The organism is Reyranella sp. (assembly GCF_965249915.1).
Classification (GTDB): Bacteria; Pseudomonadota; Alphaproteobacteria; order Reyranellales; family Reyranellaceae; genus Reyranella.
In genome coordinates this window covers 3,233,707-3,252,540 of record NZ_OZ252257.1, presented here as the reverse complement: position 1 = coordinate 3,252,540, position 18,834 = coordinate 3,233,707, and the positions used below count along the sequence as shown (strand labels likewise).

Genomic DNA, 18,834 nt, shown 5'->3' with positions numbered 1-18,834 from the left:
CGAGCAGCGCTTCGCTCGGTCACTATCGCCCCGCCCTCGACGGAAGAGAGCGACATGATCCGGCAGGCCGTGCCTAGTGGCGAACCCGAGGTGAGGACCTGTGCCGAGCAGGCCTATCCGCGCTACGTTCCGGCCATGGGCCGCACGCCCGTGCCGATGGTTGCCGACTTCCCTGCACAGATCGCCGGCGGCCACGTCTATGTAGCGACCGACGACAAGGGCGTCCTCGAGGCCTTCATCGTCTTCTATGCCGAGGAGGGGCATGTCATGCTGGAGAATGTCGCCGTGTTGCCCAGCGTCGCCGGACGCGGCGTCGGCAAGAGGCTGATCGCCTTCTGTGAAGACACGGCGCGGCCGCGCGGCTTTGGTGCCGTACACCTCTCCAACGAGAAGATGATCGAGAACCTCTCGATCTATACAAGGCTGGGCCATGTCGAAGTCGGGCGGCGTAGCGAAGCGGGCTTCAACCGTGTCTACTTCGAAAAGTCACTGGCCTGAAGGCAAGCCCTCGTCCGATCGCCGACGACGAACGATGCGCCGCCAACTTCGGATACTGCTCATCCTCGCGCTGACCCAGATCACCGGCTGGGGCACGATCGGCGTGCTGCCCGTGATCGCGCCACCGGTGGCGGCGTCCTTCGGCAGCGATTTGCCGTCGGTCTTCCTCGGCACCTCCGTGATGTTCGTCGCGATGGGCCTTGCCGCACCATGGGCCGGCCGCGCCTTCCGACGCTTTGGCCCACGATGGGCGATGGTCGTTGGTGCGGCCGGCATCGGGCTGGGGCAGGGGCTGCTCGCGCTGTCGCCGAACCTGGCGGTCTTCTGGACGGCTTGGGCGTTGATCGGAGGGGCGGGTGCCTTGTTCCTGACCACCGCGGCCTATGCCTACATCGCCGACCATGCCGGAGAGAGCGCGCGCAGCCTCATCGGCACGCTGATGCTGGTGACGGGTCTCGCGGGCAGCGTCTTCTGGCCCATCACCGCCTTCCTCGAACATCTGGTGGGCTGGCGCGGCGTCGGCGTGGTCTATGCCGCCGTGATGATCCTGATCGTCTGTCCGCTGGTGCGATTCGGCCTGCCGGCAACACACGCAGCGACGTCCGTGACGTCCGCGGCGGGACAGCTGCGCAAGGCACCGGTCTTCCTCCTGATGGTGGCCGCCATTGCCCTGAACGGCTTTGTGACCTTCGGTATCGACGCGTTGGGCATCCAGCTCCTGCAGGCGATGGGATTGGACCTTGCCGGTGCAGTGGCGATCGCCTCACTCATGGGTGTCTTCAAGGTCGGCGGGCGGGTGATCGACCTGCTGGGCGGGAGGCGATGGGATGGCCTGTCCACCGGGCTCGTTGCCGGGGCGATGATCCCCATGGGGTTGGCGGTCATCGGGATCGGCGGTTCGGGACCCGTGTCCGTCGGCGGCTATCTGGTGCTGTTCGGACTGGGCAGCGGCGCCTTCGCCGTTGCGCGGGCCACCATGCCGCTCGTCTTCTTCCAGAAAGCCGACTACGCCGCAGCCATATCGAGCATCGCCCTGCCCCTGAACCTGATCAACGCGCTGGCGCCACCCGTTCTCGCCGGACTCATGTCGGGGTTCGGTCCGCAGGCCACGTTCGCAGTCCTCGGCGCGCTGAGCGTGACGGCGCTCGCGATCCTGTTGCTGCTGAACCGGATGAGGGCAATTCCCCCATCCAGCTAGTGGCACACAGGCCGTTTGACGGTCATGCACAACGAGCGACTAATGCGCCCTATCGTGCCGGGTTTGAGCAGTGACTTATAGATGCAGAGACAATCCTCGATTTCCGCTGCTGAAAGGAAGTGAAATGCCGAAGGGATGGCGCTCTTCGGAATAACGTCACCCGTCAGGTTCAGGGCGCGTGCCCCGACTCGCGTCCCGGCATGGAGATAGACGAGGTCAGGCGCAAGTTTGAGGAATGCGCCAATTCGGTGCGAGAAATCGTAGATCGCAAGCTCGCCAATCCCGCGCAATGACCCTATCTGATTTGTAATTTGGTGATGCACTTCGTCAAACGACCGTGCTTCGCCCAGGCTCGCCGAGATGCCTTGTAGGCTCTGCTCGGCGGCCTCCAGCACATGCCCCGGAATCCGCCGCTGATGTGCATGGCGTTTGCCGTGGGCCGTCCGTGATAGTGCCGCCAATCGGATGGCCTCGCTCAAGGAGGGCTGCTCCTTATAGAAAGTCATCTCGGCGATGGCGGGGCCACGAAAGCGAGCAATGTAGTCGCTTGCGATGATCTCAAGAGGCATGGCTCGCTGTCCTAGACTTCTGGCAGGTCGAAAACTTCGCTAACAAACTCCAAGTCTAGGCCGCGCGCGCCACGTCCGCCGCCGCCAGCACCATCGCAGCGCACTTCTCGCCGATCATGATGGTGGGGGCGTTGGTGTTGCCGCTGGTGAGCGTGGGCATGATCGAGGCGTCGGCGACCCGGAGGCCGGCGATGCCGTGGACGCGCAGCTCGGAATCGACGACGGCGCGCGGATCGTTGCCCATCTTGCAGGTGCCGACCGGGTGATAGGTCGTCTCGGCATTGTTGCGCACCCATTCGAGCAGGTCGGCGTCGCTCTGGAGATGGGCGCCGGGGGCGATCTCCTGGCCGGTGACTTCCTTGAGCGGCGAGGTGGCCATCAGCTCGCGGCCCTTGCGCAGCACGTTCACGATGCCGGTGCGGTCGTGCTCGGTGGACAGGAAGTTGAAGCGGATCGCCGGCGGTTCGGCGGGATCGGCCGACTTGATGTGGACCGAGCCGGTGCTTTCGGAGCGCAGCACGTTCACGTTCATGGTGATGCCCTTCTGCGCCGAGACGCGGCGTTCCTTGCCCACCATCTCGTAGAGGAAGGGCGCGATCGAGATGGTGGCGTCGGGCGAGTCGAGCCCGACGCGCGTGCGGAAGTAGAGCCGGATCGGCACTGACGTGGAGGCAAGGAAGCCCTCGCGGAGCACCGCGTATTTCAGCGCCTCGCGGGCCAGCCGCCAGCCGCGCGCATTGTCGTTGAAGGTGAGGTTCTTGCCGGTGATCTCGAACTTCATGCGGGGCGAGTAGTGGTCGCGCAGATTCTCGCCGACGCCTGGCAGCTCGTGAACCGGCGTGATGCCGAGTGCGCGCAGCCGATCGCCCTGGCCGATACCGGAGAGTTCGAGCAGCTTCGGCGAATTGATCGAGCCGCCCGAGACGATGACCTCGCGCGTCGCCCGCGCTTCACGCTTCTGTCCGTTGACGGAATAGCGCACGCCGACGCAGCGTTTGCCGTCCAGGATGAGGGAGTCGGCAGTGGCGCCCTGGTCGATTTGCAGGTTGGCGCGGTTGCGGGCCGGATCGAGGTAGCAGAAGGCGGTGCTCTGGCGGCGACCCTTGGTGATCGTCACCTGGGACATGCCGATGCCTTCCTGCGTGGCGCCGTTCTGATCGGGATTGTAGGGCAGGCCCATCTTCTCGGCCGCCTCGATCATCTTCTCCAGCAGCGGGACCTTGTTGCGCGGCGTGTGGGTGACGGGGAGGATGCCGTCGCGGCCGCGGAACTCGTCGGAGCCGCCCTCGAAGCGCTCCATGCGCTTGAAGATCGGCAGCACGTCCTGGAAGCTCCAGCCGCGATTGCCGAGCTGGGCCCAGTGGTCATAGTCCTGCGCCTGGCCGCGGATATAGACCATGCCGTTGATCGAGCTGGAGCCGCCCAGCATGCGGCCGCGCGGCACGGCGATGCGGCGTCCGCCCGAGCCTTCGTCGGGTTCCGACGAGTAGCACCAGTTGACCGCCGGATCGTCGATCATCTTGGCGACGCCGACCGGCACCTTCGACCAGAAGAAGTTCGAGCCCTGGGTGCCCGCTTCGAGCAGCAGGACGCGATGCTGGCCGCTCTCGGTCAGCCGGCTCGCGACGACCGCGCCCGCGGACCCGGCACCGACGACGATGTAGTCATAGGTCGAGTCTCTCTGCATTTCGTTTTCTCCCTTGGGCCTCAGGGGAGCAGTCCGTACGCGTCCTGACAAGACATGCCGGGGCGCGAAGCGGTCTCGGGTTTCGCCAATGGGAACGAGACGTCGGGTCCCGCCCTGCGGAGTCGGGTTTGGTATCAATGTTGCTGGCTTCGGGGGGCTGCTCCTACAGTTCGAGGCGCTCCCCCATGTGTTTTCGCACGGTCCCTCCGATGCATACCCGCAAGAATTTTCTCCGGCTCGGCCTGGCGGCTGCGGCGACCGCCGGCCTTCCCCGGTTCGCGGCCGCACAGGACGCCTATCCCGACAAGCCGGTGCGGGTCGTCGTCTCCTATGGCGCGGGCGGTGCGATCGACGTCGTCGCGCGCATTGTGGCCGAGCATATGACCGGTACTTTCGGCAAGACGGTGCTGGTCGAGAACAAGCCGGGCGCCGGATCGACGATCGCCGCCGACCTGATCGCGCGCGCCGCGCCGGACGGCTACAATCTCCTGGTCACGGGCATGGCGCACTCCGTCATCCCCGAACTCTTCCCGCAGGTCACCTTCGATCCGGCGACGGCGTTCCAGCCGATCAGCCATCTCGGCCTGATGCCGTTCGTGCTCGCGGTTCATCCCTCCGTGCCTGCCACCGACTACAAGAGCTTCATCGCCTACCTCCGGGCCCATCCCGGCACCGTGAATTGCGGCTCCGCCGGTCCCGGCAGCTCGGCCGATCTGGCCCAGATGCTGCTGGCCAAGCTGGAGAACGTCGAGTTCACGCGCGTGCCCTATCGCTCGACGCCGGCGGCGATGAACGACCTCGTCGCGGGCCGGGTCGGCTTCATGATGGATTCGCAGAACGTGCTGGTGCCGCATGTGAGGAGCGGCGCGGTGCGCGCCTTCGCCGTCTCGTCGCTCGAACGCTCGCGGCTGGTGCCCGAGGTCCCGACGCTCGACGAACTCGGCCTCAAGGGCTTCGAGGTCGGCAGCTGGCAGGCCATGCTGGCGCCGGCAAAGACGCCGCGGCCGATCGTCGACCGCATCGTCAAGGCAGTGGATGCGACGCTGAACGATCCCGCCGTGCGCGCCCGCTACATCGAGCTGGGCTACAACCTGCCGCAGAAGACCGGGCCCGAGGCGCTGTCGGTGTTCCTTGCCGCCGAGGCGGCCAAGTGGGGGCCGCTGGCCAAGGCGACCGGCACCGGCGGCTGATCGCACAAGGAAGGGACGAGACACGTGAGCACGCTCAGCCAGGCCGAGGTCGACGCCTTTCACCGCGACGGGTTCTTTGCCCCCGTCGACGTTTTCACGACCGAGGAGGCGAGCGCCTGGCGCGCCGACCTCGAAGCCTTCGAGCGCACCCTGCCGCCCGGGCCGGTCTCGGCAGGCGACCGGCGCAAGCTGCATGTGCGGCTGCCCTGGGCGCGCGACCTCGTGGAGGATCCGCGGCTGCTCGACGTGATGGAGCAACTGCTCGGCCCCGACATCCTGGTCTTCACCAGCACCTTCTTCATCAAGGAGCCGAACACCGACGCCATCACCGCCTGGCACCAGGATGCGACCTTCTTCGGCCTGTCGCCCTACGAGCACGTCACCGCCTGGGTGGCGCTCTCCGAGGCCTCGATCGAGGCGGGCTGCATGGAGTTCGCACCGGGCAGCCATCGCCTGGGCCAGCTGGCGCACGGGCAGACGGCCACGCCGGGCACGATCAATGCCGGTGCCCGCTCGATCAGCGAGCCGCTCGATACCTCGCGCGCCGTCTTCGCACCGGTGAAGACCGGCCAGGTGTCGCTGCATCACACGCTGGTCGCGCACAATTCGCGGCCCAACCGCAGCGACGACCGCCGCATCGGCTTCGGCATCAGCTACATCCCCGCCCATGTGCGCCATGGCGGCAGCAAGCGCATGTCGGCCACGCTGGTGCGCGGCGTCGATCGCTACGGGCATTTCGATCTCGAGGACGATCCGCGGACCCTCGACGCCGACGCGCAGGCCGAGGCGCACAAGCGCGCCTATGGCCGCTATCGCGAAGGCCATGCCGAACAGCAGGCGCGCTACGGCGTCATTGCCTGAGCCCGGAGAGAGAATGAAACCGTTGCAGGGAAAAGTCGCCATCGTGACGGGCGCGTCGTCGCCCGTGGGCATCGGCGCCGCCGTGGCCCGCCGGCTGGCGGCATCGGGCGCAAGACTGCTGCTGGTGGCGGATGAATCGCCTGAGACGGTGGCGAAGGAATGCGCCGGTTTGCTGGGCGATGGAGATGTTGATACTGGCGGCGTCGTGCCGCTCACCGTCGATCTCGGCGATGCCGACGCGGTGCTGGCCATGGTCGCGGAGGCGGAGAAGCGCTTCGGTCGCGTCGACCTGCTGGTCAACAATGCGGCCATCCGCCTGAACCGCAATTTCGGCGAGTTCACTGCCGCGGAGTTCGACAAGGCCGTCGCCGTCAACCTGCGGGCGCCGTTCCTGGCCAGCCAGGCGGTGCTGCCGTCGATGCGGCGCCAGGGCGGCGGCCGCATCGTGCATGTCGCGAGCCAGCTCGGCTCGGTCGCTTATCAGACGCGCACGATCTACGGCATGACCAAGGCGGCGCTGATCCATCTCGCCAAGTCGATGGCGCTGGAACTGGCGCGCGAGAACATCCAGGTCAACACCGTGTCGCCGGGACCGATCGCCACCCAGCCGCTGCTCGACCGTGCGCGCGACCAGCCCGAGGAATCCGCGCGGCGCATGAACTACGTGCCGATGGGACGCTTCGGCCGGCCGGAGGAGATCGGCGAGGTCGTGCACTGGCTGCTGACGACCGATGCCTCGTTCCTGACCGGCCAGGATCTGATCGTCGACGGCGGCTACACGATTCACTGATCCGCGAGCACGGCAAAGACTGCTCGCTCGGGTTGCCCCGGCGCGGCTACCATGCGCGTCAACGCTGCGGAGTCTCCCCCTGATGTCGCCTTATGTCTCGGCGCCGGCCCGAACGAAGATCGTCGTGCCGATGCTCACGGCCATCGTCGCCGTCGCGATCTTCGTCGTCGACACGCTGACGCCGCTCGATATCGCCGTGGCGGTGCTCTATGTCGCCGTCGTCCTGCTGGCTGTCGATTTCGCGGGCTATACCGGCATCCTGGCCATCGCCGCAGGATGCGCCGTGCTGACGATCGTGAGCTTCATCCTCACGCACGATCTCACGCCGGGGACGGGGGCGATGCTGCGCTGCTTCGTCAGCCTTGCCGCCATCGCCATTACCGCGCTGCTGGCGGCGCGCAACCAGCTGGCCGTGGCGGCGCTGCGCGAGCAGGCGGACCTGCTCGACCTCACCCACGACACCGTGTTCGTGCGCGATCGTGACGACGTGATCCGGTACTGGAACCGCGCAGCCGAGGAACTCTATGGCTGGCGCAGCGACGAGGCGGTCGGCCAGCGGGCGGCGGTCCTTCTGAAGAAGATATTCCCGGTCCCTCATGAGACGATTCTCGCCGAGCTGGAGCGCAACGGCCGTTGGGAGGGCGACATCGTCCATACCTGCCGCGACGGCCGTCAGGTCACGGTGAGCACGCGGTGGTCGCTGCAGCGCGATTCGCAGGGCCGGCCGGCTTCCGTGCTCGAAACCAACACCGACATCACTGCCCAGCGCGCGGCCGAGGACAAGCTCGACCGGACGCGCAGCGAACTCGCGCACCTCTCGCGCATCTCCACGATGGGCGAGCTCACCGCCTCGATCGCCCATGAGGTCAACCAGCCGCTTGCAGCAATCGTCGCCAATGGCGAGGCCGGCCTGCGCTGGCTCGGGCGGACCACGCCGGACCTGGGCGAGACGAAGAAATCCATCGAGGCGATGCTGCGCAACGCGCAGCGCGCCAGCGACGTGGTGCGCCGCCTGCGTGCCCTGTCGGTCAAGTCGGCGCCGACGCATGCGACGCTCGACCTTGCGGCGGTCGCCGAGGAGACCGTCCAGCTCGTCGAGCGGGAATTGCGCGCGCAGGGCGTGCAGCTGTCCGCCGATCTGCCGGCGGGCCTGTCGCCGGTCGACGGCGACAGGGTCCAGCTCCAGCAGGTCCTGCTCAACCTTCTGCTGAACGCCATCCAGGCTCTGGGCGCGGTGCCCCCTGAACGGCGCACGATTTCTGTTAGAGTGCAACGTGGTGCGAGAGAGAGCCTGGGGGATGCCATCGTGGTGACAGTCGAGGATAGCGGCGCGGGAATTGCGGAAGCCGACCTTGTCCATCTGTTCGACGCCTTCTTCACGACCCGCAGCGACGGCATGGGCATGGGTCTCTCCATCTCGCGCTCGATCGTCGAAGCCCATGGCGGGCGCATCGAGGCCGCCAACCGGCCCGAAGGCGGGGCGTCGTTCCGCGTCTGCCTGCCGGTCGCCGGGAGGGCGGCATGAACCGCCGGCCGCCCGCGTCGGCCCCGGCGGAGGTGACGCCGGTGGTCTACGTCGTCGACGACGACGAGGAGCTGCGCCTGGCGCTCGACAATCTCTTCCGCTCCGTCGGCCTGCAGGCGCGGCTGTTCGGTTCGGCCGCCGAGTTCCTGAAGGCGGGTCCCGGCGACGCGCCCGGCTGCCTCGTCCTCGACATCCGCCTGCCGGGCGTGAGCGGCCTCGAATTCCAGGGACAGCTCGCCCGCACCGGCATCGAACTGCCCATCGTGTTCATGACGGGTCACGGCGACGTGCCGATGTCGGTGCGCGCGATGAAAGCCGGCGCCGTCGACTTCCTCACCAAGCCGTTCCGCGACCAGGACATGCTCGATGCCGTCTCCTCGGCCATCGAGGCGGACCGGCAGCGGCGCGCCGCGGCCGAGGCGGGGCGGGATGTGCGGTCGCGCTTCGAGAGCCTGTCGCCGCGCGAGCGGGAAGTGATGACCCTGGTCACGCGCGGCCTGATGAACAAGCAGGTTGCCGGGGAGCTCGGCTTGAGCGAGATCACCGTGAAGCTCTATCGTGCCCAGGCGATGCGGAAGATGAGCGCCGACACGCTCGCCGACCTCGTGCGCATGGCCGAGCAACTGTCCCTCCATGCCGGTCGTGGCTAGCACGCGCTCTGCAATTTCATAAACGTACGTATGGCTACCGGCGTCGCCGCACCTGCCGCAAGGTGGCGCTGCCATGTCGTCCCCTGCAGACCCCTCGAACCCGGACCCGTCGCCGTGCATCGCCGTCGTCGATGACGACGAATCGGTGCGCGAGGGCCTGCGCAACCTGCTGAGATCGGTGGGCTACGAGGTGCGGGCCTTCTGCTCGGCCGAAGAATTCCTCCAGCGGTCGGAGGGCCAGGCCTTTTCCTGCCTCGTAAGCGACATCCAGATGCCCGGCATGGGCGGCCTCGAACTGCAGAAGCGAATCGTGGCGTCGGGCACGCCGTTGCCGGTCATCCTGATGACCGCCTTTCCGCGTGATCACGTGCAACGGCAGGCCGAGGAGCAGGGCGCGGCGGGCTTCCTCACCAAACCGTTCGACGGCAACCGCATGATCGAGTGCGTCGAGCGCGCCCTGCGGCCGCCGGCGTAAGGCCCCGTCGTCTCGCCCCGGCCAGGCATCGGTCGAGACGACGGGTCTCCCGATCACCCGTGGGCGCGGGCGCTTTCGAACAGGAACCAGGTCCGGCGCTCGGTCTCGTCGATCCAGACCTCGACCAGGCTTGCCGTGGCGACGTCGCCATGCTCGTCGCACAATGCATGGACCTCGCGCAGGATGGACGTGAGCTGGCGGTTGTCGTCGCGCAGCTCGGCCAGCATCGTGCCCGGCGGAACGAAGTCGGCGTCGTTGTCGAGCAGGCGCTGCTGGCGGGCGATCTGGCCGATCGAGCGCAGCGTCGTGCCGCCGATCTTGCGGGCGCGCTCGGCGATCGGATCGGTCATGGCGAAGATCTGGTCGGCCTGTTCGTCGAGCATCAGGTGATGGTCGCGGAAATGCGGCCCCGACATGTGCCAGTGGAAGTTCTTGGTCTTCAGGTAGAGCGCGAAACAGTCGGCCAGCAGGGCGGTGAGCGATGCTGCCAGATCCTTGACGGCGTTTTCCGAGAAGGTGCTGGGCGTCTGCAGGGCGGCAGTCCTGCGATCCTGGACGGTGGTCATGGCTTACTCCTTCGTGGGTGGGAACGGGTGGACTTGATGCACCTGTTGGGATTCTCCCGACGTGGCGAAGGCCACGACGACAGTCAGCGTCATCGCGATGCAGACGATGACGAAAGCGAGGGCGAGATCGATCTTGAGCAGCTTGCGCATGATTGCCTCAGTGGGCCGCCGGGGCGTGACCACCCAGCCTGACCTTGCGCAGGGTGAGCGCGAGGGCCGCGGCCGAGAGGGAGATCGCCATGAGCGTCCAGAACACATCGATGAAGGCCATCAGCGAGGCCTGGGTCGCGACCTGCTGGCCGATCCAGGCGATGGCCTGCTTCTGGGCCTGCAGCGCCGAGCTGCCATGGCTCGCGAAGTAGTCGATCGCCTGGCGCAGAGTCTCCTGATAGGCGACGTCCGACGGGACGGCATGCTCGACCAGCCGGCTCTGATGGAACTGCCCGCGATGGGCCAGCACGTTTGAGGACAGGGCGATGCCGAGCGAGCCGCCGATGTTGCGCGCGACGTTGACCAGGGCGGACGCCTGATCGACCTTGTCCGCGGCAATGCCTTCATAGGAAGCGGCCGTGATCGACAGGAAGATCAGCGGCAGGCCGACGCCCAGCAGCATCCGAGAGTGAGCGAGGTACCAGAAGCCGACATCGCCATAGATCGACGTGAGATTGTACATCGACAGCGCGATGATCGAAGCGCCGGCGACGATCAGGACCTTGGGCTGAATCTTCGTCAACAGGCGGCCAGTGATGAACATCATCGCCATGGTCACGAGGCCGCCCGGCGACAGGACCAGACCCGCCCACGTTGCCGTATAGCCGAGATCCTGTTGCACGAGCTGCGGCAGGAACTGGGTGGTGGCGAGCAGGATGGCGCCGGTCGCCAGCATGACCAGGAAGCAGGCGCCGAACTGCCGCGTCGCCACCATGCGGATGTCGACGGCCGGATTGCGGCGCGTCATCTCCCACGGGATCATGAGGAGGAAGGCGAGTGCGCACACCGAAGCGACGGTGACGATGAAGCCCGAACCGAACCAGTCGTCCTCGAGGCCGCGGTCGCACACGATCTCGAGCGCGCCAAGAAAAGTGGCGACAAGAGCGAAGCCGACGAGGTCGAAGCCGCCGTCGCTCCGGCGCAGCCTCTGCCTCTCCTCGACCTGGGCCCGCGTCTCGCGCAACAGCAGGGCGATCGACACGATCGTGAACAGGCCGACCGGGCCGTTGATCAGGAAGCACCAGTTCCACGACACGTTGTCGGACAGCCAGCCGCCGAGCGTTGGGCCGACCACGGGCGCCACCACGACGGCGACACCGAACAGGGCGAAGGCCTGTCCGCGCTTGGCCGGTGGGAAGGTATCGACCAGGATCGACTGCGAGACCGGCACCATGCCGCCGCCGGCGATGCCCTGGAGGACGCGAAAGAAAAGCAGAGCCTGCAGGTTCCAGGCGAAGGCGCAGAGCACGGAGCTGACGGTGAACAGGGTGAGACACGCGATGAAGAAGCGCCGGCGGCCGATCCGGCGAACCAGGAAGCTGCTGGCGGTCAGGCTGATCGCGTTGGAGACCAGGTAGGTCGTCACCACCCACGACGCCTCGTCCTCGCTGACGCCGAGGCCGCCGGCGATGTAGGGCAGCGCCACGTTGGCGATCGTGGTGTCGAGCACTTCCATGAAGGTGGCGATCGCCACCACCACGGCGATCAGCCAGGGATTGGGCGCCCGGGGCGCGGCCACGCCGCTCACAGCCAGCTCCGCAGCCGCTCGTAGAGGGACGGCGCCGCGTCGGTCCGCACGGTCGGGACCACCGACATGCCCGGTCCCAGCGCGACGTCGGTCGGCGCCTGGTCGATCACGACCTTGACCGGCACGCGCTGCACGATCTTCACGTAGTTGCCCGTGGCATTCTCGGCAGGCAGCAGCGAGAAGGCGGTGCCCGACCCCGGCTGCACGCTGGCGACGTGACCGTGGATCTGGCGGCCGGGATAGGCGTCGATGCCGAAGCTCACCGGCTGACCCGGACGCATTGCGCCGAGCTGCGTTTCCTTGAAGTTCGCAACGACCCAGATCTCGTCGGGAACGAACATCGACAGCGCCGTGCCGGCCTGGGCGAACTGTCCGACCGCGCCGCCGAGCTGGACGATCCGCCCCGACTGTGCCGCCGTCACCGTCGTGTAGGAGAGGTTGAGCGAAGCCTGGTCGCGCCTGGCCTCGGCTTCCTGAAGGTTGGCCTGAGCCGTGTTGCGCTGCGCCTCGAGGGCGCTCAGCTGACGTTGCGCCACCGTCACATTGGCCTGTGCGTTCGAGACCGCGGCCTGCTGCTGGTAGAGCTCGGAGATGGCGAGTTCGCCGGTCTGATGACTCGTCCAGCCTTCCTTGGTGAGCGTGCCGTAGCGTTCGGCCTGCTGTTGCGCATAGACCAGCCGCGCTTCGCTCAGCTTCACCTGGGTCTCGCTGGCGGCGATCTGCGCCTTCTGGACCTCGATCTGGGCCGCGATGTTGGCGATATTCGCCTGTGCCGCGGCGATGGCCGCCTCGGCCTGGGCGAGCGCTACCCGATAGTCGCGCTGGTCGATGCGGGCGATCACGTCGCCCTGCACGACATGCTGGTTGTCGGTGACCGGCACGGCGGTCAGATAGCCCGGCACCTTGGGCGCGACGGCGAACTGGCGCGCGGCGATGAAGGCGTCGTCGGTCGTGGCGAAGTGCGCGTTGTAGTCGACATAGAGGCCGCCCGCCGAGACCGCGGCGATCAGGGCCAGAAGGCCGGCGCTACCCAGCAGGGCGCGGCGCCGCGTGAAGCCGCGGCGCGGGGCCTTCCCGGAGGCAGCCTCGTCGGTCTTCTCCGGCGCCTCGAGAAGCAGAGTCTCCTGGGCAGGCGGCGCGGCCACGGCCGGTGCGGCGGGCGGGGGGCTGTTCTCCGTCGGGCGGCGGAGCGGGATCAGGGTAGCAGGGCGGCGGGGCGACATGGCGGGGTCTCCTTTCGCGGGCCACGCACCGTTTGCGGGGCTGAACGAGAGGATAGAGACCGGGGCAAAACCGCCAATTCAGATGGACGTCTGATGCGGGCAAACTTTGGTATAGGCAGTCAGCGACCGCTTTTTCGCCGAAGATCAGCCACCTCATCGGACCGGGAGCAGGATCATGGCCGCGAACAAGCGCATACGACCCTACAAGCAGCCCGCCGGTGGATGGGGCGCCCTGAAGGCGCTGGGCGAGCATCTCGTCGAGCAGGGCATCGCGATCAAGGGATCTCGGACGCTTCTGCGCATGAACCAGCCCACGGGCTTCGACTGCCCGGGCTGCGCCTGGCCCGATCCCAAGCATACGTCGTCGTTCGAGTTCTGCGAGAATGGCGGCAAGGCGGTCGCCTGGGAATCGACCGCGGAACGTTGCTCGCCCGCGTTCTTCGCCGAGCACACCGTCTCCGAGCTGGAAGGCTGGGGCGACTACGAGCTCGAGATGGCGGGGCGGCTCACGCACCCGATGGCCTACGACGCGGCCAGCGACCGCTATCTGCCGGTGAGCTGGGACGAGGCCTTCGCGACCATCGGCCGGCACCTCGCGGCGCTACCCGATCCGAACATGGCCGAGTTCTATACCTCGGGCCGCACCTCCAACGAGGCGGCGTTCCTCTACCAGCTGTTCGTGCGCGAATTCGGCACCAACAATTTCCCCGACTGCTCGAACATGTGCCACGAGGCCACGAGCGTCGGCCTGCCGCTCTCGATCGGCGTCGGCAAGGGAACGGTGCTGCTGGAGGATTTCGACAAGACCGACTGCATCTTCATCTTCGGCCAGAATCCCGGCACCAACAGCCCGCGCATGATGACCAGCCTGCGCAACGCCTCGCGCCGCGGCGCCACCATCATGTCCTTCAACCCGTTTCGCGAACGCGCGCTCGAACGCTTCCAGGCGCCACAGGACCCGGTCGAGATGGTGACGCTCAGCGCCACGCCGATCAGCTCGCGCCTCTATCAGGTGCGGGTCGGCGGCGACGTCGCGGTGATCAAGGGGCTGATGAAGGTCCTGGTCGAGGCCGACGAGAGTGCGCGCGCCGCAGGGGGCGCGGCCGTGCTCGACTGGGATTTCATCCGCGAGCATACGCTTGGCATCGACGCGCTGATCGCCGACCTGAAGGCGGCGGACTGGCATTCGCTCGAGCGTCAATCCGGCCTCGTCCGTTCGGAGATCGAGGAGGCGGCGCAGGCTTACATGAAGGCGCCGCGCGCCATCGTCGTCTACGGCATGGGCATCACCCAGCACCGCCACGGCGCGCAGGCGGTGCAGCAGCTCGCCAATCTCTGCCTGCTGCGCGGCAACCTCGGCCGCGAGGGCACGGGTATCTGCCCGGTGCGCGGTCATTCGAACGTGCAGGGCGACCGCACGGTCGGCATCACGGAGATCCCGGCGGCCGATTTCCTCGCGCGGCTGGGCAAGCGGTTCGGCTTCACGCCGCCGTCGGCGCCGGGCCACAACGTCGTCACCGCGCTGCAGGCGATGGCGCGCGGTGATGTGCGGGTGTTCTTCGGCATGGGCGGCAACATCGTGGCGGCGATGCCCGACTGGCAGGTGACGCGCGACGCCTTCCGGCGGCTCGATCTCAGCGTCCATGTCTCGACCAAGCTCAACCGCAGCCATCTCGTGCGCGGACGGGAAGCGCTGATCCTGCCGTGCCTTGGCCGGACGGAGCTCGACGTCCAGGCGACCGGTCCGCAATCGATCACCGTCGAGGATTCGATGTCGATCGTTCATGCGTCGCTGGGCCTGAACGCGCCCGCCTCTAACGATCTGAAGAGCGAACCCGCGATCGTGGCCGGCATCGCGCGAGCGACGCTGGGCGCGCGTTCGGTCGTGCCGTGGGAGGAGCTGGTCGCCGACTATGACCGCATCCGCGACGCCATCGAGGACGTGTTCCCGATCTTCGAGAACTACAATGCCCGCATCCGCGTGCCGGGCGGCTTCCATCTGGTTTCGACCGCGCGCGAGCGGATCTGGAAGACCGGATCGGGCAAGGCCAACTTCCTGATCTACGAGGGCATCCAGGAAGACCCGGTGCAGAAGGATAATGACGTGCTGTGGCTGACCAGCGTGCGCAGCCATGACCAGTACAACACGACGCTCTATTCGATGTCCGACCGCTACCGCGGCGTCTACGGCCAGCGCGACGTCGTCTTCCTGAGCGCGACCGAGATCGAAAGGCTCGGCTTCGAGCCCGGCGACCGCGTCGACATCGTCGCGGTGAACGACGATGGCATCGAGCGGCGCGTGCGCGGCTACCAGCTCGTGGCCTACTCGTTCCCCGAGGGAAGCTGCGCCGCCTACTATCCGGAGACCAATCCGCTGGTGGCGCTGGACGCCCACGATCCGATGAGCTTCACGCCGTCCTACAAGGGAGTTCCCGTTCGGCTGGTCCGCGCCGGGGCGGGCGGCGCCTGACGGGAGGGTCTGATCGTGGCACCGGTCGAGATCGTCCTGATCCTGCTCCTGGCCGTGGTGGTGAGCGGCGTCTGCGCCCGCATGTTGCCGCTGCCCGCGCCCGTGCCTCTCGTCCAGATCACGCTCGGCGTGTTCGTCGCTGCCGTTGCCAATCTCGGCGTCCGGCTCGATCCACAGCTTTTCTTCGTGCTCTTCCTGCCGCCCTTGCTGTTCTTCGACGGCTGGCGGCTGCCCAAGGCCAGCTTGTTGCGGGACAAGGGGATGATCCTGGCGCTCGCGCTCGGTCTCGTCGTCTTCACCGTGCTTGGCCTGGGACTGCTGATCCATTGGATGATCCCGGCCATGCCGCTGGCCGTGGCCTTTGCACTCGCGTCGGTGATCTCGCCAACCGATCCGGTCGCGGTGAAGGCCATTGCCGCCCGTGTACCCGTACCGAAGCGGCTGATGCGGCTCCTGGAAGGCGAAGCGTTGCTCAACGACGCGTCCGGCCTGGTCTGCCTGCGCTTTGCGGTGGTCGCCGTGCTGACCGGCAGCTTTTCGTTGGCCGATGCCGTCGGGAGCTTCGTCTGGGTGTCGGCCGGCGGATTGGCGGCCGGCTTCGCCGTGACCACCGTGGCCGCGCAGGCGAAGAACTGGGTGTCGCGCCGTTACGGCGAGGATGTCGGCGCGCAGATCCTGATCAGCCTGCTGATCCCCTTCGGCGCCTACTTCCTCGCCGACCTGGTCGGCGCCTCGGGCATCCTGGCCGCCGTCGCGGCCGGCATCACCATGAGCTACGTCGAGCAGGGCGGCGGGGCGCTCGCCGAGACCCGCGTCCGGCGCAGCGCCGTCTGGGAGACGATCCAGTTCGGCGCGAGCGGCGTCATCTTCATCCTGCTCGGCGAGCAGCTTCCGCGGATCGCCAGCCGCGCGGCCGAGGTGGCCCGCGAGACGGGCCACGCCGAAATCGCTTGGCTGCTCTTCTACGTCGGGGCCATCACGTTCGGCGTAGCCGCGCTGCGTTTTGCCTGGGTGTGGGTGCTGGTGCGCGTGGCGTTGTGCCGGGCAACCAGCTGGCGTCTCGTCGCGGCCCTCACCGTCGCGGGCGTGCGCGGCACCGTCACCCTGGCGGGCGTCCTGTCGCTGCCGTTCATGCTGGCCGACGGCAGTTCGTTTCCCGCGCGCGACCTGGCGGTGTTTCTGGCGGCGGGTGTGATCATCACTTCCCTGATCGCGGCGACCGTCCTGTTGCCCGGCCTGCTGCGACACCTCGACTTCGCCGCCGAGCCCGGCGAGGAGGCGGCGGAGGACAGCGCGCGTGTCGCGGCCGGAGAGGCGGCGCTGGCGGCCATCGCCCGTGCCCAGGGTGGGCTCGTGACCCGCCCCGGCGACGCGGATCTGGGGGCGGAGGCGGCAACGCGCGCGATGGCGCCGTACCGCCAGCGTATCGAAGCGCTCTCGCGGTCCGGCGCCGAGGGCGATCTGGCCCGCCGTATCGAGGAAATCGAGCGCGAGCTGGAACTGATCGGCGCGCGGGCCGCGCGCGAACGCCTGCTCGAACTGGCCCGCAGCGGCCGCTTGTCGGACGAGGTGGCGCGCAAGCTCGTTCGCGAGGTCGATCTCGTGGAGGCGCGCATCGCGGGCGCCTGATGCTCACGCGTTCTTGACAGGGCAGCAGACACTGCCACAGCCATACTCCGCACGCCGACCAGCCAGGAGGTTCCCATTTCACGATCATCCCCCGGATCTTCCCGCAGCCCCCTCGCGTCCCTGGCCGTGATCGCGCTGGTCGTGGCGGGCAGCGCGGCCGCCTTCGCCTATACGGCAGGCTGGTTGTCGCCGGAGCGCCTGACGCCGACCAGGCTCGTCGCCGCGCTGGCGCCGGCCGGTGGGCCCGCGCTCGGCCACCGACGCAACCATGCCAAGGGGGTGTGCTTCACCGGCGAATTCCAGTCGAACGGCAATGGCGCCGCCCTGTCGCGAGCGCAGGTCTTCACGGCCGGCACCTGGCCGGTGCTCGGCCGTTTCAACCTGGCCACGCCCAACCCGAACGCCGCGGATGCGACGGTGCGCGTGCGCGGCCTGGGGCTCCAGATCACGACGCCCAACGGCGACGTCTGGCGCAGCGCCATGATCGACGCGCCGGTCTTTGCCGTGTCGACGCCGGAGGTTTTCTACGAGCTGCTTCAGACGGCGCCGAAGGGGGCGGAGGCGATGAAGTCGTTCATCGGCCGGCATCCGGAGTTCCTGGCCTTCGCCGGCTGGGCCGGGTCCGCGCCCTGGACCTCGAGCTATGCCGAGGACCCGTTCAACAGCCTCAATTCGTTCCTGTTCACCGACGCCGGCGGTACGTCGCGCGCGGTCCGCTGGTCGCTGCGGCCGGCGGCGACGCCGGTGCCGATCGCGCCCGACGAACTCGCCAAGAAGGGGCCGAACTATCTCGAACAGGAGATCGCGAGCCGGGTCGCCGCCGCGCCGCAGCGCTGGACGATGGTCGTGACCGTTGCCGAGCCCGGTGACAATACGGCTGATCCCAGCAAGGCCTGGCCGGCCGGTCGGCGCACGGTCGAGGTCGGCACGCTGGTGGTGAAGCGTGTCGAGGCGGAGCCTGACGGTCCGTGCCGCGACATCAACTTCGATCCGACGGTCCTGCCGCGCGGCATGAGCGTTTCCGACGATCCGTTCCCCGCCGCCCGATCCTCGGCCTATGCGCGGTCCTACGACCTGCGCACCTCCGAGGCCAAGGACTATCCCCGGACGGCCGTCACCGGGAGTGCCAAGCCATGAGCCGCCCGATGACCCCCACGGCGAACCACGAACGCTTCTCCGGCGTCCAGCGCCTGCTGCACTGGGCGATGGCCGCCGGCATCGTGGCGATGCTGTTCATCGGCGTCGGCATGCTCTCGACCGTCGCGCCGTCCTACGTGCCGCTGGTCGCCACCCACAAGACCCTGGGCGTGGCGCTGTTCGCGCTGGTGTTTGTGCGCCTCGTCCTGCGCCTGGTGCTGGGCGCGCCACCGCTGCCGGCCAGCCTGCCGCCCCTGATGCGGCTCGGCGCGGTCCTCTCGCACTGGGGCCTCTACGGGCTGATGATCGTCCTGCCGCTGCTGGGCTGGGCCATGCTGTCGGCCGCCGACTATCCGGTCGTGCTGTTCGGGAATTTCCGGCTGCCGCCGATCGTGCCGCAAAGCGACTCGCTTCACACGCTGCTGTGGGCCGCGCACCGCTGGCTGGCCTTCGCCTTCTTCGCGCTGATCCTGCTTCATGTCGCCGCGGCGCTCTTTCACGCCCTGGTCCGCCGCGACGGTGTCTTCGAGGCCATGTCGCCGCTGCCGGTTGCCAAGACGGAGCGGCAGGGATGAGGGCGTGTTCTCCCGTGTCTTGCGGAGTGCTATGGCGGGAGTAGTTCCTGGCC

18 protein-coding genes are annotated in these 18,834 nt (G+C 67.8%); 12 read left to right on the top strand and 6 right to left on the bottom strand.

All coding sequences use genetic code 11. The annotated features are described in order from the left end of the window. Positions 1 to 54 precede the first annotated feature (54 nt). Both ACP15H_RS16160 and ACP15H_RS16155 read left to right on the top strand, forming a co-directional pair. Positions 55 to 498 carry a GNAT family N-acetyltransferase gene (locus ACP15H_RS16160; RefSeq protein ID WP_425067207.1) on the top strand — a complete coding sequence of 148 codons (444 nt, stop codon included), beginning with the start codon at positions 55 to 57 and terminating at the stop codon, positions 496 to 498. Positions 499 to 532: 34 nt separating this feature from the next. Beyond that, positions 533 to 1,696, top strand: a complete 1,164-nt coding sequence (locus ACP15H_RS16155) for an MFS transporter (protein WP_425067206.1) — start codon at positions 533 to 535, stop codon at positions 1,694 to 1,696. On the opposite strand, the gene ACP15H_RS16150 is transcribed toward ACP15H_RS16155, so the two are convergent. Both ACP15H_RS16150 and ACP15H_RS16145 read right to left on the bottom strand, forming a co-directional pair. After that, positions 1,693 to 2,265 carry a hypothetical protein gene (locus ACP15H_RS16150; protein WP_425067205.1) on the bottom strand — a complete coding sequence of 191 codons (573 nt, stop codon included), beginning with the start codon at positions 2,263 to 2,265 and terminating at the stop codon, positions 1,693 to 1,695. The genes ACP15H_RS16155 and ACP15H_RS16150 overlap by 4 nt on opposite strands. 55 nt (positions 2,266 to 2,320) lie before the next feature. Next, on the bottom strand, positions 2,321 to 3,952 hold the full coding sequence (locus ACP15H_RS16145; RefSeq protein WP_425067204.1) for a GMC family oxidoreductase: 1,632 nt from the start codon (positions 3,950 to 3,952) through the stop codon (positions 2,321 to 2,323). 209 nt (positions 3,953 to 4,161) lie between these two features. Between ACP15H_RS16145 and ACP15H_RS16140 the strand changes: the two genes are divergently transcribed. The 6 genes from ACP15H_RS16140 to ACP15H_RS16115 all read left to right on the top strand — a co-directional run bounded on the left by ACP15H_RS16140 (position 4,162) and on the right by ACP15H_RS16115 (position 9,443). After that, positions 4,162 to 5,142 carry a Bug family tripartite tricarboxylate transporter substrate binding protein gene (locus tag ACP15H_RS16140; protein ID WP_425067203.1) on the top strand — a complete coding sequence of 327 codons (981 nt, stop codon included), beginning with the start codon at positions 4,162 to 4,164 and terminating at the stop codon, positions 5,140 to 5,142. Between the two features lie 24 nt (positions 5,143 to 5,166). After that, the gene (locus tag ACP15H_RS16135; RefSeq protein ID WP_425067202.1) at positions 5,167 to 6,003 is read left to right on the top strand and encodes a phytanoyl-CoA dioxygenase family protein; all 837 of its coding nucleotides are present in this window, start codon (positions 5,167 to 5,169) and stop codon (positions 6,001 to 6,003) included. Positions 6,004 to 6,016: 13 nt separating this feature from the next. Continuing rightward, on the top strand, positions 6,017 to 6,793 hold the full coding sequence (locus tag ACP15H_RS16130) for an SDR family NAD(P)-dependent oxidoreductase (RefSeq protein ID WP_425067201.1): 777 nt from the start codon (positions 6,017 to 6,019) through the stop codon (positions 6,791 to 6,793). A gap of 82 nt (positions 6,794 to 6,875) precedes the next feature. Then, on the top strand, positions 6,876 to 8,318 hold the full coding sequence (locus ACP15H_RS16125; RefSeq protein ID WP_425067200.1) for a sensor histidine kinase: 1,443 nt from the start codon (positions 6,876 to 6,878) through the stop codon (positions 8,316 to 8,318). Further along, positions 8,315 to 8,968 carry a response regulator transcription factor gene (locus ACP15H_RS16120; RefSeq protein ID WP_425067199.1) on the top strand — a complete coding sequence of 218 codons (654 nt, stop codon included), beginning with the start codon at positions 8,315 to 8,317 and terminating at the stop codon, positions 8,966 to 8,968. Before ACP15H_RS16125 ends, ACP15H_RS16120 begins: the two co-directional genes overlap by 4 nt. Positions 8,969 to 9,041: 73 nt before the next feature. Next, positions 9,042 to 9,443 carry a response regulator transcription factor gene (locus ACP15H_RS16115; RefSeq protein ID WP_425067198.1) on the top strand — a complete coding sequence of 134 codons (402 nt, stop codon included), beginning with the start codon at positions 9,042 to 9,044 and terminating at the stop codon, positions 9,441 to 9,443. A 53-nt stretch (positions 9,444 to 9,496) separates the two neighbouring features. On the opposite strand, the gene ACP15H_RS16110 is transcribed toward ACP15H_RS16115, so the two are convergent. Genes ACP15H_RS16110 through ACP15H_RS16095 form a run of 4 tightly spaced genes read right to left on the bottom strand, consistent with a single transcriptional unit; the run spans position 9,497 to position 12,970 of the window. Beyond that, the gene (locus ACP15H_RS16110; RefSeq protein ID WP_422016564.1) at positions 9,497 to 10,009 is read right to left on the bottom strand and encodes a Dps family protein; all 513 of its coding nucleotides are present in this window, start codon (positions 10,007 to 10,009) and stop codon (positions 9,497 to 9,499) included. A 3-nt stretch (positions 10,010 to 10,012) separates the two neighbouring features. Further along, positions 10,013 to 10,159, bottom strand: a complete 147-nt coding sequence (locus tag ACP15H_RS16105; protein WP_425067197.1) for a hypothetical protein — start codon at positions 10,157 to 10,159, stop codon at positions 10,013 to 10,015. A 7-nt stretch (positions 10,160 to 10,166) separates the two neighbouring features. Continuing rightward, positions 10,167 to 11,747 carry a DHA2 family efflux MFS transporter permease subunit gene (locus ACP15H_RS16100; RefSeq protein WP_425067196.1) on the bottom strand — a complete coding sequence of 527 codons (1,581 nt, stop codon included), beginning with the start codon at positions 11,745 to 11,747 and terminating at the stop codon, positions 10,167 to 10,169. Next, on the bottom strand, positions 11,744 to 12,970 hold the full coding sequence (locus ACP15H_RS16095) for an HlyD family secretion protein (RefSeq protein ID WP_425067195.1): 1,227 nt from the start codon (positions 12,968 to 12,970) through the stop codon (positions 11,744 to 11,746). The genes ACP15H_RS16100 and ACP15H_RS16095 overlap by 4 nt, the downstream gene beginning before the upstream one ends. Positions 12,971 to 13,145: 175 nt before the next feature. On the opposite strand from ACP15H_RS16095, the gene ACP15H_RS16090 reads away from it, so the two are divergent. The 4 genes from ACP15H_RS16090 (at position 13,146) to ACP15H_RS16075 (ending at position 18,781) form a co-directional block, all read left to right on the top strand. Beyond that, entirely contained in the window at positions 13,146 to 15,440 is a 2,295-nt protein-coding gene (locus ACP15H_RS16090) for an FdhF/YdeP family oxidoreductase (protein WP_425067194.1), read from the top strand. 15 nt (positions 15,441 to 15,455) lie between these two features. Next, positions 15,456 to 17,069: a Na+/H+ antiporter gene (locus ACP15H_RS16085; protein WP_425067193.1), complete on the top strand. Its 1,614-nt coding sequence runs from the start codon at positions 15,456 to 15,458 to the stop codon at positions 17,067 to 17,069. A 75-nt stretch (positions 17,070 to 17,144) separates the two neighbouring features. Then, the gene (locus ACP15H_RS16080) at positions 17,145 to 18,206 is read left to right on the top strand and encodes a catalase family peroxidase (protein WP_425069909.1); all 1,062 of its coding nucleotides are present in this window, start codon (positions 17,145 to 17,147) and stop codon (positions 18,204 to 18,206) included. Further along, a complete protein-coding gene (locus ACP15H_RS16075) occupies positions 18,203 to 18,781 on the top strand; it encodes a cytochrome b (RefSeq protein WP_425067192.1) in 579 nt (192 codons plus the stop codon). Before ACP15H_RS16080 ends, ACP15H_RS16075 begins: the two co-directional genes overlap by 4 nt. Positions 18,782 to 18,834 lie beyond the last annotated feature (53 nt).